The 17,649-nt window shown below is 44.8% G+C and carries 13 protein-coding genes; 11 read left to right on the forward strand and 2 right to left on the reverse strand.

What is annotated here, in order from left to right; genetic code table 11:
• Positions 1-80 precede the first annotated feature (80 nt).
• Positions 81-2,381 carry a TonB-dependent receptor gene (locus NEE14_RS03775; protein ID WP_251966504.1) on the reverse strand — a complete coding sequence of 767 codons (2,301 nt, stop codon included), beginning with the start codon at positions 2,379-2,381 and terminating at the stop codon, positions 81-83.
• A 157-nt stretch (positions 2,382-2,538) separates the two neighbouring features.
• Between NEE14_RS03775 and NEE14_RS03780 the strand changes: the two genes are divergently transcribed.
• The 11 genes from NEE14_RS03780 to NEE14_RS03830 all read left to right on the forward strand — a co-directional run bounded on the left by NEE14_RS03780 (position 2,539) and on the right by NEE14_RS03830 (position 16,418).
• Positions 2,539-3,444 (forward strand): electron transfer flavoprotein subunit beta/FixA family protein, encoded by a 906-nt coding sequence (locus tag NEE14_RS03780; RefSeq protein WP_251966505.1) that lies wholly within the window; start codon positions 2,539-2,541, stop codon positions 3,442-3,444.
• Positions 3,445-3,454: 10 nt separating this feature from the next.
• The gene (locus NEE14_RS03785; RefSeq protein WP_251966506.1) at positions 3,455-4,474 is read left to right on the forward strand and encodes an electron transfer flavoprotein subunit alpha/FixB family protein; all 1,020 of its coding nucleotides are present in this window, start codon (positions 3,455-3,457) and stop codon (positions 4,472-4,474) included.
• Positions 4,475-4,477: 3 nt separating this feature from the next.
• Entirely contained in the window at positions 4,478-6,181 is a 1,704-nt protein-coding gene (locus NEE14_RS03790) for an acyl-CoA dehydrogenase family protein (RefSeq protein WP_251966507.1), read from the forward strand.
• 50 nt (positions 6,182-6,231) lie between these two features.
• The gene (locus NEE14_RS03795; RefSeq protein WP_251966508.1) at positions 6,232-6,717 is read left to right on the forward strand and encodes a ferritin; all 486 of its coding nucleotides are present in this window, start codon (positions 6,232-6,234) and stop codon (positions 6,715-6,717) included.
• A gap of 407 nt (positions 6,718-7,124) precedes the next feature.
• Positions 7,125-7,757 (forward strand): HU family DNA-binding protein, encoded by a 633-nt coding sequence (locus NEE14_RS03800; RefSeq protein ID WP_251966509.1) that lies wholly within the window; start codon positions 7,125-7,127, stop codon positions 7,755-7,757.
• A gap of 66 nt (positions 7,758-7,823) precedes the next feature.
• The gene (locus tag NEE14_RS03805; protein ID WP_251966510.1) at positions 7,824-10,922 is read left to right on the forward strand and encodes a glycoside hydrolase family 2 TIM barrel-domain containing protein; all 3,099 of its coding nucleotides are present in this window, start codon (positions 7,824-7,826) and stop codon (positions 10,920-10,922) included.
• A 227-nt stretch (positions 10,923-11,149) separates the two neighbouring features.
• Positions 11,150-12,715, forward strand: coding sequence for an SUMF1/EgtB/PvdO family nonheme iron enzyme (locus NEE14_RS03810; RefSeq protein WP_251966511.1), 1,566 nt, complete (start codon positions 11,150-11,152; stop codon positions 12,713-12,715).
• 46 nt (positions 12,716-12,761) lie between these two features.
• Positions 12,762-14,147: a Gfo/Idh/MocA family oxidoreductase gene (locus tag NEE14_RS03815; protein WP_251966512.1), complete on the forward strand. Its 1,386-nt coding sequence runs from the start codon at positions 12,762-12,764 to the stop codon at positions 14,145-14,147.
• 6 nt (positions 14,148-14,153) lie between these two features.
• On the forward strand, positions 14,154-15,110 hold the full coding sequence (locus NEE14_RS03820) for a sugar phosphate isomerase/epimerase family protein (protein ID WP_251966513.1): 957 nt from the start codon (positions 14,154-14,156) through the stop codon (positions 15,108-15,110).
• 22 nt (positions 15,111-15,132) lie between these two features.
• Complete coding sequence (locus NEE14_RS03825) at positions 15,133-15,828, forward strand: helix-turn-helix transcriptional regulator (RefSeq protein WP_251966571.1); 696 nt, start codon at positions 15,133-15,135, stop codon at positions 15,826-15,828.
• A 14-nt stretch (positions 15,829-15,842) separates the two neighbouring features.
• On the forward strand, positions 15,843-16,418 hold the full coding sequence (locus tag NEE14_RS03830; RefSeq protein ID WP_251966514.1) for a LuxR C-terminal-related transcriptional regulator: 576 nt from the start codon (positions 15,843-15,845) through the stop codon (positions 16,416-16,418).
• Between the two features lie 2 nt (positions 16,419-16,420).
• Here NEE14_RS03830 and NEE14_RS03835 read toward each other — a convergent pair whose 3' ends face one another.
• Positions 16,421-17,605, reverse strand: a complete 1,185-nt coding sequence (locus NEE14_RS03835; protein ID WP_251966515.1) for an MFS transporter — start codon at positions 17,603-17,605, stop codon at positions 16,421-16,423.
• Between the last annotated feature and the right edge of the window lie 44 nt (positions 17,606-17,649).

Here is a 17,649-nt window from a genome sequence, read left to right on the forward strand (position 1 = left end):
GCACAAAAGTACAAACTAAAACGCCAATGACTATCCTTTTCTCCCAAGAAAAGCAGAAAATATTACAAAAGAACCTTTTCCTACAATGTCAATGATACTTCTACGCCTACTTGCAACGGTTTTCCAAGCTGTATGAACGGATTGCCAAACGACTCAAAATAGAATGCCGAATAAGTTGTATTGGTCAAGTTCTTGGTCCAGACACTCAAGTTGATCTTGTCTTTGCGTACTCCGGCCCTTGCGTTCAGTGTCAGATAGAAATCCTGATAAATATCATTGTATTCAGTCCAGAATATTTTTCCGATTCCGTTCAATTGTGCCGAAGCATAAACCTGATCCAGCCACTTTCCCTGCAGGCTCTTCGTATACTGTAACCCCAGACTGACGGTATGGCGCGGTGTGTACGGTACATAATTCCCCTTAAAGTCTTCCTTTCCGTTGTTATAATCACGGAATGTAGCATGCGTATAACCATAATTCAGATCAGCAGTCAGGCCAGTCATCAATAAAGCACGTAGAGACGCTTCAACACCATAGCTGCGGGCTTTTCCGGCATTCGCCAGCACACGTCCGTTACCACTATTGACAAACTTGGTGATCTGCAAATCCTGAATGTCCATCAAGAAAGCTGTCAGCTCCGTACTGAGACGGTCTTTGATCAGTTCGCTCCGGATACCCAATTCATAATTCCAGCTCTTTTCCGGTTTATAGGCTGCCACGTCTTCAACCGGCGTCGGTTTTTCCAGTTCCATGGGAATCATCGAACTGAAAGCCGACATCATGTCGTATTTCATCTGAGCCTGCATCACATCGGCCGACATCTGTACATTATAACCACCCGTTTTGTAACCTTTGGCTACGGATACATACGTATAAGTTGAAGGTGAACATTCATATTTCAAGGATACTTTGGGCAAAACCTCCCAAAAATCCTGCGAAGCGTGTACATCCATCACTGTCGGTCCATAAAAAGAATCCAACGGAATTTCCATTTCTCCAAAGCTGGCCGACATGTTCATCTTCGCTTCACCGGTATAGCCTAATTTCTGTTTCTCATAATCCAGACGAACACCTGCCGTTAGCGACAAACCGTCGACAAACAGATTATTATAGGTAGACTGATGGAAAAGGGCCAGACCAAACGAAGGTGTATCAAAATTACCCGGGATATACAGTTCTTTATCCGTAATCTTCAAAGCAGGCATTTTCGGATTATTCGAATTCTCCTTGATCTGATCAAAGACGGGCTGCAGTACTTCTTTAATACCATCTTCTTTAAATGTAACCGGTCCGTCTGTATTCAGACTGTTGTAAAATCCGTACAATCCAAACGACCACTGATAGTTCCGGTCTGTATTGCTCTTTACAGCCACCTCTTCACTGAAAGCATGCTGTTTCTGTTTCTGGTTCAGCGTAAAGATCGATTTCGGAGAGAAGTCCTGATCCATATGCATGTCATCATTCAGATACTGATATCCGGTCGTGCTGCTCAACAGAATCTGGTCGGTCTTATATTCCAACAATAAGCTGTTTGCCACCATTGTCCGTTTATACGACGAAGGATCATTGATATTTACCGGGGCCACCGAGCCGGAAGCAGCGTCATACAGTCCGTAAGGAAATGCTCCCTGATCCGAATAATCAGCCGACAGCGTATAAGCCATGCGGAAATTCGGATTAAAGCGTCCTTCCAACTTGATCCGTCCGCCCACCGACTGCTCATTATCGGCTTTTTTCCCCGTATATTCATTCGTAAAGAAACCACTGTTACGATCATAATACACACCAGCGGTAAAACCGAATTTATCATTAATCACACCATAGTGGGAAGCTTTGACTTTCACCTGTCCATAATTCCCGGCCGAAACAGAAAGTTTCTTTCCCTGGAAATCAAAAGGTGAAATCGTGTAGATATTAACAATACCGCCCATCGCATTACGTCCGTACAAGGTTCCTTGCGGACCACGCAATACTTCAATCCGCTGAATATCGGTCAATTCAAAATCGAAGGTACTCTTGTCAAGATAAGGAACATTGTCGACATACATGCCAATAGACTGACCGCTGCTTCGGGCACCAATGCCACGGATATAAATGGCCGATGTCAATTTAGCACCATAATCCGGCATATAAAGGTTCGGAACAAACGAGCTGATGTCTTTCAGGGCATCAATCTGCCGTCCGATAATCTGCTGAGGAGATAAAACGGTTACGGAACCCGGAAGTTTCCGCAAATCATTTGTCTCTTTTGTGGAGGATGTCAGAATGATTTCCTCTATATTATATGTACGAATCGTATCTTTCGGATTGATTTCATCCGCCATGACAATTTCTGAGCCTGCCAACAGAATTGCCACCATCAACATTTGTTCTCTTTTCATTTCCACTACTGGTATATTGTTTACGGTTGCAAAGGAAAGACAAATCGACCAAACAGGCAATCACTACTATTAGTGATTTTTCGGTTCATTCTTTCCTAATCTCAATTTAATAATTACTTTTGCAACCAAAGAAAAAACGAATATAATATCCAATAAAATGAGTTTACGAATTATTGTATTAGCGAAGCAGGTTCCCGACACACGAAACGTCGGAAAGGATGCCATGAAAGAAGACGGAACTGTTAACCGTGCCGCACTTCCCGCCATATTTAATCCTGAAGACCTGAACGCCTTAGAACAGGCTTTGCGCCTGAAAGACACACATCCGGGATCGACTGTCACGCTGCTGACCATGGGTCCTGGTCGTGCTGCAGAAATCATCAGAGAAGGTTTATACCGTGGTGCCGACGGCGGTTATCTGCTTACAGACAGAGCGTTTGCCGGAGCCGACACATTAGCAACTTCGTATGCCCTGGCTACAGCCATCAAGAAGATCAAAGATTATGATGTGATCATCGGCGGCCGACAGGCAATCGATGGAGATACGGCTCAGGTAGGTCCGCAAGTAGCAGAGAAATTAGGCCTGACACAGATCACGTATGCCGAAGAAATCCTGAATGTTGACGAAGAAGCTCGTCGCATCACCGTAAAACGCCATATCGACGGTGGCGTAGAAACCGTTGAAGGACCGCTGCCTATTGTGATTACGGTAAATGGATCGGCTGCTCCTTGCCGCCCGCGCAATGCAAAACTGGTACAGAAATACAAACGAGCTTTGGGCAAACAGGAAAAAGCTCCGGCTCCAGCTTGCCATCCTGATGGAACACCGGCTCTTAAATATGCTGAACTGTATGAGACTCGCCCTTATCTGAACATTCCGGAATGGAGCGTTGCTGATGTAAACGGCGATTTGAAACAATGTGGTTTGTCAGGTTCTCCTACGAAGGTGAAATCTATTCAGAACATTGTTTTCCAGGCTAAGGAAAGCAAGACACTGACCAGCTCGGATAAAGATATTGAAGATTTGATTGTTGAACTGTTAGCCAATCACACGATTGGATAAAAATATACCTATGAACAACGTATTTGTATATTGTGAGCTTGAAGGCAAAACCGTTGCTGATGTAAGTCTCGAACTCCTGACAAAAGGCAGGAAATTAGCCAATCAGTTAGGCTGTCAGTTGGAAGCCATCATCGCAGGAACAGATTTGACTGGCGTTGAAAGCCAAGTGCTTCCGTATGGCGTTGATAAAGTACATATATTCGATGCTCCGGGCCTTTTCCCCTATACTACTTTGCCTCATGCATCTATTCTTATCAATCTGTTTAAAGAAGAAAAACCGCAGATTTGCCTGATGGGCGCTACGGTAATCGGACGTGATTTGGGTCCGCGTGTTTCTTCAGCCTTGACCAGCGGTCTGACGGCCGATTGTACTTCTCTGGAAATCGGTTCTCACGAAGACAAGAAAGCCGGAAAGACATACGAAAACCTACTGTACCAGATTCGTCCGGCCTTCGGTGGTAACATCGTGGCTACGATCATCAATCCAGAACATCGCCCACAGATGGCAACTGTCCGTGAAGGTGTGATGAAGAAAGAGATTCTGGATCCGAACTATCAAGGCGAAGTAATCCGTCATGATGTAGCGAAATATGTTCCGGAGACAGACTTCGTTGTGAAAGTCATCGACCGTCATATCGAGAAAGCCAAGCACAACCTGAAAGGCGCTCCTATCGTTGTTGCCGGCGGTTACGGCATGGGTTCAAAAGAAGGATTCGACATGTTGTTCGAATTGGCTAAGGAACTTCACGCAGAAGTCGGAGCGAGCCGCGCGGCTGTCGATGCCGGATTCTGTGAACACGACCGTCAGATCGGTCAAACCGGTGTAACGGTTCGTCCGAAATTATATATTGCATGTGGTATCTCCGGGCAAATCCAGCACATCGCCGGTATGCAGGATGCAGGCATCATCATCTCGATCAATAATGATGAAAACGCACCGATCAATGCGATCGCCGACTATGTAATCAACGGTACCGTTGAAGAAGTGATTCCGAAGATGATCAAGTATTACAAAAAGAACAGTAAATAAGATATGGCTAACTTTTATTTAGATAATCCCAGCCTGAAGCATCACCTGCATCACCCGTTGATGGAGCGTATTGTGGAGCTGAAAGAACGCGGCTTTGCCGACAAAGATAAATATGATTATGCACCTCAGGATTTTGAGGATGCCATGGACAGTTACGAAAAAGTATTGGAGATCGTTGGTGAGATCTGCGGAGACATCATCGCTCCTAATGCTGAAAGCGTAGATCATGAAGGTCCTTCTGTAGCCAATGGTCGTGTGACTTATGCCAAAGGAACCCAAGAAAATCTGGACGCCGTCCGGAAAGCCGGCCTGATGGGTATCGCCATGCCGCGCCGTTACAACGGACTGAATTTCCCTATTGTACCTTATATTATGGCAGCCGATATGGTTTCTCGTGCAGACGCCGGCTTTGAAAACCTCTGGGGTTTGCAGGACTGTGCCGAAACCTTGTACGAATTCGGCAGCGAAGACCAGCGTCAGCGTTATATTCCACGCGTATGTGCCGGCGAAACGATGTCAATGGACCTGACCGAACCGGATGCCGGTTCTGACCTGCAGTCGGTCATGCTGAAAGCAACCTTCAGTGAAGCCGATAACTGCTGGTATCTGAACGGTGTAAAACGGTTCATTACCAATGGTGACTCAGATATTCATCTGGTACTGGCCCGTTCAGAAGAAGGCACACACGACGGTCGTGGTTTGTCTATGTTCATTTACGACAAACGTAACGGAGGTGTGAACGTCCGCCGTATTGAAAACAAGATGGGTATCAAAGGTTCTCCTACTTGCGAACTGGTATTCAAGAATGCCAAAGCCGAACTTTGTGGCGACCGTAAGTTAGGTCTGATCAAATATGTCATGGCTTTGATGAACGGTGCCCGCTTAGGTATCATGGCTCAGGCAGTCGGATTAAGTGAAGCAGCTTACCGCGAAGGTTATGCTTATGCCCTCGACCGTAAACAGTTCGGTAAGGCTATCATACAGTTCCCGGCAATCTATGAAATGCTTTCGCTGATGCGTGCCAAAGCTGATGCATCTCGCGCCATGCTGTATGAGACAGCTCGTTTCGTAGATATGTACAAAGCACTCGACGATATTTCCAAAGAGCGTAAACTGACTCCGGAGGAACGCCAGGAAATGAAGAAATACAGCAAACTGGCCGACGCCTTTACTCCGATGGGAAAAGGCATGACAACCGAGTTTGCCAACCAGAATGCTTATGATGCAATCCAGATTCATGGTGGTTCCGGCTTCATGAAAGACTATACTTGCGAACGTCTGTACCGCGATGCCCGCATCACTAATATTTACGAAGGAACAACTCAGTTGCAGGTTGTAGCAGCCATCCGCCACGTCACAACCGGAACTTATCTCAACCAGTTGCACGAATACGACAAGATCGAATACAAAGACGACTTGAAACCGCTGCAGACCCGCTTGCAGGCCATGACGGCCAAGTATGCCGAACTGGTTGAAAAGATTGCAGGAACGAAAGATACTGAATACATCGACTTCCACGCCCGCCGTCTGGTTGAAGCAGCCGCTCATTGCGTATTCGGCTATTTGTTGCTGCAAGATGCAAACAAAGATGACGCATATCGCCGTTCTGCTGAAGTATATGTCAATTATGGAGAAGCAGAAATAGATAAAATTTATACGTTCATAAGCAAATTTAATCGTGAAGAATTAGCTTATTACAAACATTAATGCGACATTTGCATTCGTAAAATATAATGAACTATTAAATCTTGTATGTCATGTTACTAAGTACTAAATTATCAGAAGCATTTAATGCGCAGGTTAATGCTGAAATGTGGTCATCAAACCTGTATCTGTCTATGGCAGTTTACTTCAAAAAAGAAGGTTTGAACGGTTTTGCTCATTGGATGGAAAAACAAGCCGGTGAAGAACTGACTCATGCACACCAACTGATTAACTACTGTATCGATCGTGGTGGTGACATCGTTATCGGCCAGGTTAATGTAGTTCCGACTGCCTGGGGTTCTCCAGTAGAAGTATTTGAACATGTTTACAAACACGAACAGCACGTTTCTGAACTGATCGACAATATGGTTAATATTGCAGAGGAAGACAAGGACCATGCTTCGAGAGACTTCTTGTTCGGCTTCGTTCGCGAACAGGTAGAAGAAGAATCAACAGCTAAAGGTATTTTGGACGACTTGAAGAACTATGGTGATCATCACTATGGTATCATCGATCACAAATTAGGAAAACGTGAGTAACATTCGTTAGACATTTTTTCGTTCATACAAAGAATAGGCTGTCTCCTGTCAAAAGGCTGACAGCCTATTTTTTATATTCAACAACCAATACAAACCCATCCTTTTCGTTCGTCTCTTTTCATTTTCTGCAAACTCTTCCTATATAAACTTTTTATTGGCCAGAGAATAAAATATATTTTTCAGCATAAATTCTTTAGTTCACGGCGTGAACTAAGTAATCCACGGCGTGAACTAAGTAATCCACGACGTGAACTAAGTAATCCACGACGTGAACTAAGTAATCCACGACGTGAACTAAAGAATTTACAGTAGGATCCTCATTTTTCTCCAGAATATTTTATATCTTTACCCAGTAGGAAAGACATATTCCTGTCTTTTCCATTTTTATTTTAACCTAATCATATATCATGGCAGAATACATCAAACAGGAAATGAATGATCTGGATGGCTCCGGAAAAAGACGGACCTTCTACCGAATGAAAACGTATCAGCGCATCAATATGCGGGAATTTGTCAGTGAATTAGCTCAGCCGGGATCAGGACTGAGCGAGGGAAGCGTGTTGCACGTCCTGAGTAATATGGCTGAAAAATTAGCCTTCTACATGGGACAGGGCTACACGGTGACGATCGACGGCGTGGGAACATTCAAACCCGCCTTGGGGCTTTCGCAAGACAAGGAGACAGATATTACCGACGACGACAATAGCGAACGCAACGCCCGAAGCATTGAAGTAAACGGCGTCAACTTCAGAGCCAGTCAGGAACTGATCAGACGAACGAACCGACATTGTAACCTGAAACGGGGAGGAAGCAATGTATTGCACCATTCGCGTTACACAGAAGAGGAACGGTTAGCCCTGGCGCAGCAGTATTTATCGACACATACGCTGATGCGTATCGCCGATTATGCGCAGCTTACCGGCCTTAGCCGGACAACAGCGACCCGCGAACTACAACGCTTCCGCCAGGATCCGAACAGCGGAATCACAATTTCGGGTATGGGAACGAATAAAGTGTACGTAAAAAGAAAAAATGAATAAGGTACATTTATTATTGCATATTTCCTCATTATGTTTATTTTTGCATAAATTTTTAAATACAATATCATGACACGTAAAGTACTAATTTGCGCCATTGCCTCCTTAGGGCTCACCGCATTTGCACAACAACCGGAATGGCAAGACCCAAATGTCAATGCCATTAATCGTGCGCCCATGCACACCAACTATTTCGCTTATGAATCTGAACAAGCTGCTTTGAAAGGCTACCGCCTGGCTTCAGACAATTACATGACACTGAACGGTACATGGAAATTCAACTGGGTAGAAAATGCCGACCAGCGCCCGACAGATTTCTATAAAGCCGATTTTAATGACAAAGGTTGGGACGACATGCAGGTTCCTGGCGTGTGGGAACTCAACGGATACGGCGATCCGATTTATGTCAACGTAGGTTATCCTTGGAGAAGCCAGTACAAGAACAATCCGCCTTATGTGCCAACAGTAAACAATCACGTAGGCTCCTATCGCAAGGTAATAGAAATCCCCGCCGACTGGAAAGGCCGTCAGATCATGGCTCATTTCGGCTCGGTTACTTCCAATATGTACTTATGGGTGAACGGTAAATTTGTAGGTTACAGCGAAGACAGCAAACTGGAAGCCGAATTTGACCTGACCAAATATCTCCGTCCGGGTAAAAACGTCATTGCTTTCCAGGTATTCCGCTGGTGTGATGGTACGTATCTGGAAGATCAGGACTTCTTCCGCTACTCAGGTGTAGGACGTGACTGCTACTTATATACCCGTACAACCAATCATATTGAAGACATCCGCATCACTCCCGACCTGGATGCCCAATACAAAGATGGTACACTCCAGATCGCTGTTCAGATGAAAGGGAAAGGAACAGTCGACCTGAAGTTGCTCGACAAGGCAGGAAAAGAAGTTACAACTGCTCAGGTAAAGGGTTCGGGTAAGCAGACAGCTACCATGAACGTCAGCAATCCGGAAAAATGGACAGCCGAAACGCCCAATCTGTACACCTTGGTTGCCAACTTGCAGGAGAACGGGAAAATCATCGAATCAATTCCTATCAAGGTAGGTTTCCGCAAGATCGAACTGAAAAACGGTCAGATATTGGTCAACGGCCAGGCTGTATTGTTCAAAGGTGCCGACCGTCATGAAATGGATCCTGACAAGGGATATGTCGTTTCGAAGGAACGCATGATCCAGGATATCAAACGGATGAAGGAATTAAACATCAACGCTGTCAGAACCTGTCACTATCCGGACAACAACTTGTGGTACGATCTGTGCGACGAATACGGTATCTACGTAGTAGCCGAAGCCAACATCGAATCACACGGTATGGGATATGGCGACGAGACATTAGCTAAAAATACGCTGTTTGCCAAAGCCCATTTGGAACGTAACCAGCGAAATGTACAGCGCGGATACAATCATCCGTCTATTATTTTCTGGTCATTAGGTAATGAAGCCGGTTTCGGTCCGAACTTCGAAGCGTGCTACAAATGGATCAAAGCAGAAGACCAGAGCCGTGCCGTTCAGTATGAACAGGCCCGCACCAACGAATATACCGATATTTATTGCCCGATGTATCTTCCGTACGACCGCTGTGAAGAATACTGCAAAGGTGATATTGACAAACCGCTTATCCAGTGTGAATATGCACATGCAATGGGTAACTCGCAAGGCGGATTCAAAGAATACTGGGATCTGGTTCGCAAATATCCGAAATATCAGGGTGGCTTTATCTGGGACTTTGTAGACCAGTCAGCCAGATGGTTCACCAAAGACGGTAAAGAATTCTACGGTTACGGAGGTGACTTCAACCGCTATGACGCGTCTGACAATAACTTCCAGGATAATGGTCTAATCAGTCCGGACCGCGTTCCGAATCCACATGCTTATGAAGTAGGTTACATTTATCAGAACATCTGGGTAAAACCGGTCGACCTGCAGAAGGGAGAAATCAGTATTTATAACGAGAACTTCTTCAGAGACCTGAGCGACTTCTATGTTGAATGGCAATTGCTGGCAAACGGAGAAGTATTGCAGTCGGGCATTATCAACGACCTGAAAGTGGGTCCGCAGCAGACTGTCAATCAAAAGCTGAACTATACATTAGACAACATCTGCCCATGTAAGGAAGTATTATTGAACGTAGCCTTCAAGTTGAAAAATGCCGAGACATTGCTTCCGGCTGGACACGAAGTAGCTTATCAGCAGCTGACCGTCCGTGAATACAAAGCACCGGAAAATCTGCTGACTGAAAAGAAGATCGCGCACGATTATACTTCAACTCCGGTGGTAGAAGACAATGACGAATACTATCTGATTGTCAAAGGCGACAATTTCCATTTGGATTTTGCCCGCAGCAACGGTTATCTGAGTTTGTATGAAGTTAATGGCCTTTCAATCCTGAACGAAGGTGCCCAACTGACACCGAACTTCTGGCGCGCTCCGACCGACAATGACATGGGAGCTGGCCTGCAGAAGAAATACCTGGCTTGGAAGAACCCGGAAATCAAACTGACCAGCCTGGAGCATACAACAGAAAATAATCTGGTTGTTGTAACAGCCAAATACGATATGCCAAGTGTTTCAGCTAAACTGACACTGACTTACCGGATTGACAAGCAGGGAGCAATCGAGGTGACACAAAGCATGACAACCGATAAGAATGCACAGGTATCTAATATGTTCCGCTTCGGTATGCGTACAGAACTGAACAAACAGCTGGCCAATATCCAATATTATGGTCGCGGTCCGATCGAAAACTATGTAGATAGAAACAATTGTACCAATATCGGTAAATATGTTCAGACTGTAGATGAGCAGTTCTATTCTTACATCCGTCCGCAGGAAACAGGAACGAAGACAGATATCCGCTGGTGGAACCAGACCAACAAAGGTGGCAACGGAATTCAGTTCGTAGGAAAAGCTCCGTTCTCTGCCAGCGCTCTGCACTACACCATGGAATCACTCGACGATGGTCTGGAAAAAGATCAACGCCACTCAGAACTGGTTCCGCAGACAGACTATGTTAACTTCTGCATTGATAAAGTACAAATGGGTTTGGGTTGTGTTAACAGCTGGGGAGCTTTACCACTCGAAAAGTACATGGTTCCTTATCAGGATTATGATTTCACATTCGTCATCAAACCTATTCAAAATGCGTTATAGTGCTTAAAAAAACATAATCATTTTATTATTTTACGTTAAATCGGGGATAAAAGTTTTTCTTTAATAAGGAAAATATTACTTTTATTCCCGATTTGTTTTTTAGCAGACAAATTAAAAGAGAAAAACATTCAATCCGCTTCAAAAAGTAAGGAGAATGATCTCAAGAAAAAAAGAAAGCGGAGAATAAAATTGACTTAAGAATACCATTATTTAACACGAACGGAAAAATGAGCCAGAGAAACAGTTCAAATTCTGAAAAGAAGAAAAACTTTTTTAAAAGGAAACCATTTATATTCATAGTGGGCATTGGAATAGGTGCCGGCTTAATGATTGGTACATACAAAGCATCTGTATACTTTTCTTCAGACGAATCTTGTATGATGTGTCACGTTCATCCCCATGTTTACGATAGCTGGAAATTATCCAAACACGTAAACAACGGAAGTGGAGTTACTACTCATTGCGTGGCTTGCCACCTTCCACCACAGTCAAATACTTGGAAACATTATTCGGCTAAAGCAAAATTGGGATTAAAAGATGTATGGTCGTATCTCACAAAAGACAGTGCCGACTTTAATTGGGAGCTGAAGTCTGAATTGGAGCACGCCGTAAAATACATTCCTAATGAGTCATGTAAGGATTGTCACCAGAATCTGTTTCCGGAAGGCATCACGAACGATGGCATCACAGCTCACCTCTATTACGAAGAGAATGAAAAGAAACTGGATCTGCAATGTATCAGTTGTCACTTAGACGCTGGTCACTACAATCCGAATTATACCCACGGCAAGATGACGGGTATTCCTGGAGCAAACTCTATGACAAGCGTAGTGGATACAAGTCTTTTCTATAAAGAAGCAACACCAATTACGGCATTCGAGAACTTCACGGAAAAGATTCCTGGAACAACCGTTTCATTTAAGATGATTGCTATCCCAGGCGGTACATTCAAGATGGGAAGTACAGAGAAAGAACCGTTCCATAAAGCAGACGAATCTCCGGTTCGTGAAGTTACATTGAATAAGTTCTTCATGGCTGAATTCGAAGTAACATGGGATCAGTACTGGGCCTTCTTTGCTAATACAATGAGTGAAGGACGTACTCCGCCTGAAGAAGTATATGCCAACAACAGCAATCCAGATGTGGATGCCATCTCCGGTCCTACTCCTCCGTTCGGATTCCCGGATCAAGGGTGGGGAAGCGGCGACAGACCTGCCATCACTATGACTCACTATGCAGCTGAAACATTCTGCCAGTGGTTATCGAAGAAGACAGGAAAGAAATACCGTCTGCCGACAGAAGCGGAATGGGAATACGCAGCCAGAGGAGGAAAAGAAACGCCTTACTTCTTTGAAGGTAATCCAAAAGACTTCTCGGATCAGGGATTCTGGAGAAAGTTTTTTGATGCAGAGACAGACAGTATCAGCTCGTATGTCATCTATGCAAAGAACAGTGAGAACAAGACACAGGAACCTTCAAAGGTAAAGGCAAACCCGTTTGGCTTGAAGAACATGTTGGGTAATGTAATGGAATATTGTGCCGACAAATATAATCCGGATGCTTACAAGCAAGGCGGAGAAAAGGTTTCAAATCCGATCTGCACAGAAGGTGATGAATGGGTAGTGAGAGGAGGAAACTATACTTCCGATGCTGCTGACGTCCGTTGTGCGGCACGTGCTTGCACACAGCATGAAGCTTGGTTAAAGACAGACCCGCAGCAACCGAAGAGTATCTGGTGGTATTCAGATATTAAAGGTATCGGATTCCGCGTGGTATGCGAATATGATAAATAACAAATAAAACACATAAAACATAATTGCTGACTTAACAAACAATATTATGAAGAAGGAAAATGGAATTAGCAGAAGGTCATTTCTGAAGAGTTCAGCTATGGCCGGCGCATTGAGTGCCATTGGTGGCGGTAGTGCTGCAACATTATTAACCTCTTGTGGTGGTGGAAATACAGCAGCTGATGCGCCTAAAGCATTAAAGGAACCAGGAACTTATTACATTCCTGAATTGCCTGATATGGCTACTGACGGAAAAGAACTGAAAGCCGGTGTCATTGGTTGCGGCGGTCGTGGTTCTGGTGCTGCTTTTGACTTCCTGAGTGCCGCCAACGGTGTTACAATTGTTGCCTTGGCCGATACATTCAAAGAGAGAGTTGATGCTTTGGCTGATAAATTGAAATCAGAGAAGAATATCGATATTCCTGCAGATAAAAGATTTGTCGGACTGGATGCTTACAAACAGCTTATCGATAGTGGTGTAGATGTTGTTATCGTTGCAACTCCTCCTCTATTCCGTCCGGTTCATTTCCAATATGCTGTTGAAAAGAACAAACACTGCTTCCTGGAAAAACCTATCTGTGTTGATCCGGCAGGTTACAGAACAATCATGGCAACGGCCAAGCAGGCTCAAGCAAAGAATCTGTGTGTTGTTACTGGTACACAGCGCCATCACCAGCGTGCATACGTTGAATCTTACAAGAAGATTATGGAAGGTGCTATCGGTGAAATTACAGGCGGTAATGTTTACTGGAACCAGAGCATGCTTTGGTATCGTGAACGTCAGCAAGGCTGGAGCGACTGTGAATGGATGATTAAAGACTGGGTAAACTGGAAATGGTTGTCTGGTGATCACATCGTAGAACAGCATGTTCACAACATCGATGTATTTACTTGGTTCAGTGGTCTGAAACCTGTGAAGGCAGTGGGCTTTGGTTCACGTCAGCGCCGTTTGACAGGCGACCAGTACGATAACTTCAGTGTTGATTTCACAATGGAAAATGGTATTCACCTGCATAGTATGTGCCGTCAGATTGATGGTTGCGCCAACAATGTAAGTGAATTCATCCAAGGAACAAAAGGTTCTTGGGACAGCTCTACAATGGAAATCAAAGACTTGGCTGGCAATGTAGTTTGGAAATACGACAGTGACGCTGAAAAGAACACATACAAACAGACAAATCCGTATGTACTGGAGCATGTAAACTGGGTAAATTGTATTCGTGCAAACAAACCAATTGAACAGGCTTCTGAAACAGCTGTTGCCAACATGGCTGCTATTATGGGTCGTGAATCTGCTTATACAGGTGCAGAAACTACTTGGGACGCAATGACTGCTTCTGCTTTGGATTACACGCCGAAAGACTTGAATCTGGGTAAGATGGATATGAGCGGATTTGTAGTTCCAGTTCCTGGCAAACCGGTTGACAAGAAATAATGGCGTATGACTATCAATAGAAGAAACTTCCTGAAAGCAACTCTTTCAGGCGCTGCAATGGCTGTAGGCAGTACAGCCATTGCTTCTTGTACAGGCAAACCGGCAGAAACATCTGCTGAAGCGACTGCTCAGCCAAAGGCTGCCGGCATTCAATACAACAGTGCTGCACAATTGAACCTGTCTTTGCAGGAAGGCGTCGCTCCGGGTGAAAGTTTGAATGAGAAACTGGACTTCATGGAAAAGAATGGAGTTGTCGGTTTAGAACCTGGCGGTGGCAACTTAGCAGCTCGTGTTGATGAATTCAAACAGGCATTGAACGGACGAAACATCAAGATCAGTGCCATTTGCGCCGGATTCAAAGGATTCATTCTGTCTACTGATCCTGCGGTTCGGAAGCAATGCATGGATACGATGAAAGAAATCATTGCTGCTGCAGGCGAACTTGGTTCTACGGGGGTTATCATTGTGCCGGCTTTCAATAACCAGGTTCCGGTTATGCCGCATACAATGGAAACACGTGACTTCTTGTGCGAACAGTTCAATGAAATGGGTAACTTCGCCAAAGAGCATGGAACGACAGTTATCTTTGAACCGTTGAACCGTAAAGAATGTTTCTATCTGCGTCAAGTAGCTGATGCCGCTTCAATTTGCCGCGACATCAATAATCCGGGTGTCCGTTGCATGGGCGATTTCTGGCACATGACTTGGGAAGAGACTTCAGACATGGGCGCATTTATCTCAGCAGGAGAATACTTGCAGCACGTGCATGTAGCCAGCCGTAAGCGTAGAAGCATGCCTGGTGAAGACGGCGATGCCGACAATTATGTAAATGGATTCAAAGGATTGAAGGCTATTGGCTACAACAAATTCGTCAGCTTCGAATGCGGCTGCCAGAGCGAAGACCGCGCAGCAGCAGTTGTCAATGCCCTGAATTTATTACGTAAACAGTGGGAAGAAGCATAATATGGCTTTAATTCAACCGAATATGCCAATGAGCGAAGTGGTGGAAGAAAACACTTCGCTCATTCCTGTTATCAACCGGTTAGGTATCCGGCTCGGATTGCAGGACAAAACCGTTCGTGAGATCTGTGAAGATCATCAGATTGATACGGATTTTCTGCTCATCATCATCAATACTTTTCTGAACGAAGAGTATTTTCCGGAGAAGCGACTTCAGGCATTTCATGTTTCTCAAATCATCGACTACCTAAGCAAAACCAACCAGTATTATTTACGCTTTCAGATACCGAACATTGCCCGGCATCTGGAGTCTTTCATCTCGCATAGCAAATCCAACAATGCGACCTTGAGCCTGATCGGTAAATTCTTCCAGTCGTTTAAAGAACAGCTCACGGAACAAATCAGGAAAGATGCTACTGAATGGTTCCCCTATTGCCTGCAGCTGAGCCGGCAATTACAGCATAATGTTTCATTCAATCAGGAAGAGATGCGTTCTTTCTCTGATAATGAGACCGCAGATGACAGTCTGGAGGCCGTTCTTGCCGACCTGAAGAGTATCATGATCAAACATCTGTCTGGTGACTTCGATGAAAACCTCTGCTATGCCGTGATCTTTGCTGTCAGCAGTCTGGAGAAAGACATCAAGCAGCACAACCGGATCCGATACCGGATCCTGTCTCCGCTCGTACATAAAATGGAACTTCTCAATAATATGCATTAAAGTTTTGTATCCCAATGGCCAAGAATAAGCAAATAGCCATCATCTTGGCAGACAGGCTGCAGTTTTACGGACTCGACTGTCTGCTGAAAGAATATTTCTCGCCCTTGCAGATTCGTTATTTTCCCGATATGCTCTCGCTGATCGAGAAACAGCCCGACCTGTTTGATTTCTATTTTACAGACGCGCAGACCTTCCTGATTTATTGGGATTATTTTCTGCCCCGACGGAATAAGGTGATTATTCTGGTAGACAAACCGGATACGAATCTGCCGGTCACCAACATGATTTCAACCCGCAGTTCGATAGAAACGACCATCGAACTGCTCGAATCTGTCTTACTGGCCGAGAATACCAGCAGTTCAACAGATATCAACAACAAAGATCTATCCGGCCGGGAAATAGATGTACTCCAGCAGATCGTACGCGGACACACCAATAAGGAAATAGCAGAACACCTTAATATCAGCCTAAATACGGTTCTCTCCCACCGCAAGAACATTACAGCCAAATTAGGCATTAAAACCGTTTCGGGACTTACGTTCTACGCTATCATGAACGGACTGATATCGGGCGACGAGATCGAACTGTAAGATCATTCCGTTTTCTCCGTCTCTTCCTTTTTATGGTTCACCTCAAAACTCAGAACCAGGAAAATAATTCCAGGCAGGAAAATAATCCCTGCCGAGGCCAGCAAGGCCGTCTTCAGCGAATACATATCATTGAGCCAGCCTACAAAAGGGGCCGCGCCGGCAAACATCAGCCGGATAATGAAATTACGGATAGACAAGACCGTAGCACGCATGTCGGAAAACGTCAATTGGTTGATATATCCTTTCAAGACCGGAGTAGCAAAACCTCTGACAATGTAGAACAGTAGCAGAATGGCCAGACCCCAATACGTCAGGTTATAAGCTAAGGCCAGATAACCGCCGGCAATGAAGACCAGAATCAGCAGATTCATCTTGTTCATTCCCAACCGGTGCTCTATCTTATCAGAATACAAGGCAGCAACACCCACCGTCAGATTCAGCACAGTCCAGATAACACCAAACCACGAAGTCGGCGTATCGAGGTGCATCAAGACCGGTTGTACGAACCAGGCCATCGTCAGTGTAGCCGCTCCAATGATGCCCGAATACATGATATTACAACACAGCCGGCGATTCGTAAACAAAGAGTACTTGATAATTCGGACGATCTCGGTCACCGGACTCTGGATCTTTCCTTTTGTATTGAATTCCTGCAGGGAAAAAGCGGCCGGTATGCCGATAAAAGCCACACAAGCCTGGGCATAAAACGGGAAACGCAATGAATAAACAGCCAGCAAACCACCGAAAATACCGGCAAAAGCCTCGGCGAAATTTCCGATCATCGTAATCCGTCCTTCATATTTCAAGTATTCATTTTCCCGCTTGTAATGTACCGTCGTATCATATAATAAAGCAGAATCGGCGCCATTGACGAGTGTCTGTCCGATACCTAAAAGCAATTCGGCTCCCAAAAAGGCAGTAAAAGAGGAGGTAAACGAGTAAACCAGATAACCGATAAAAAACAGTATACAGCCCGAAACCAGGCATTTCTTCCGCCCCCAGACATCGGCCAAGTAGCCGGAAGGTATTTCAAGCGTGACAGCCGCTACCGAATACACACTCTTCAAGACAAAAACATCATGCAAGCCCAAGCCATGTTTTTCATAAAACAACACAATGATTGGCATCACCAGCGAAAACCATTTCGAAAGTTTCACCAGATACAGCGCCAGAATATTCCGATTCATAAGCTTATTTCCCTTGATTCTTCTTTCAAGCATACAAAATTACG

It is taken from the genome of Parabacteroides sp. AD58 (assembly GCF_023744375.2).
Taxonomy (GTDB): Bacteria; Bacteroidota; Bacteroidia; order Bacteroidales; family Tannerellaceae; genus Parabacteroides; species Parabacteroides absconsus.

Excerpts from the sequence above, each read along its gene's own strand:
- NEE14_RS03775 (WP_251966504.1), bottom strand. The coding sequence starts at position 2,381 with ATGAAAAGAGAACAAATGTTGATGGTGGCAATTCTGTTGGCAGGCTCA.
- NEE14_RS03780 (WP_251966505.1), top strand. The coding sequence starts at position 2,539 with ATGAGTTTACGAATTATTGTATTAGCGAAGCAGGTTCCCGACACACGA.
- NEE14_RS03785 (WP_251966506.1), top strand. The coding sequence starts at position 3,455 with ATGAACAACGTATTTGTATATTGTGAGCTTGAAGGCAAAACCGTTGCT.
- NEE14_RS03790 (WP_251966507.1), top strand. The coding sequence starts at position 4,478 with ATGGCTAACTTTTATTTAGATAATCCCAGCCTGAAGCATCACCTGCAT.
- NEE14_RS03795 (WP_251966508.1), top strand. The coding sequence starts at position 6,232 with ATGTTACTAAGTACTAAATTATCAGAAGCATTTAATGCGCAGGTTAAT.
- NEE14_RS03800 (WP_251966509.1), top strand. The coding sequence starts at position 7,125 with ATGGCAGAATACATCAAACAGGAAATGAATGATCTGGATGGCTCCGGA.
- NEE14_RS03805 (WP_251966510.1), top strand. The coding sequence starts at position 7,824 with ATGACACGTAAAGTACTAATTTGCGCCATTGCCTCCTTAGGGCTCACC.
- NEE14_RS03810 (WP_251966511.1), top strand. The coding sequence starts at position 11,150 with ATGAGCCAGAGAAACAGTTCAAATTCTGAAAAGAAGAAAAACTTTTTT.
- NEE14_RS03815 (WP_251966512.1), top strand. The coding sequence starts at position 12,762 with ATGAAGAAGGAAAATGGAATTAGCAGAAGGTCATTTCTGAAGAGTTCA.
- NEE14_RS03820 (WP_251966513.1), top strand. The coding sequence starts at position 14,154 with ATGACTATCAATAGAAGAAACTTCCTGAAAGCAACTCTTTCAGGCGCT.
- NEE14_RS03825 (WP_251966571.1), top strand. The coding sequence starts at position 15,133 with ATGCCAATGAGCGAAGTGGTGGAAGAAAACACTTCGCTCATTCCTGTT.
- NEE14_RS03830 (WP_251966514.1), top strand. The coding sequence starts at position 15,843 with ATGGCCAAGAATAAGCAAATAGCCATCATCTTGGCAGACAGGCTGCAG.
- NEE14_RS03835 (WP_251966515.1), bottom strand. The coding sequence starts at position 17,605 with ATGAATCGGAATATTCTGGCGCTGTATCTGGTGAAACTTTCGAAATGG.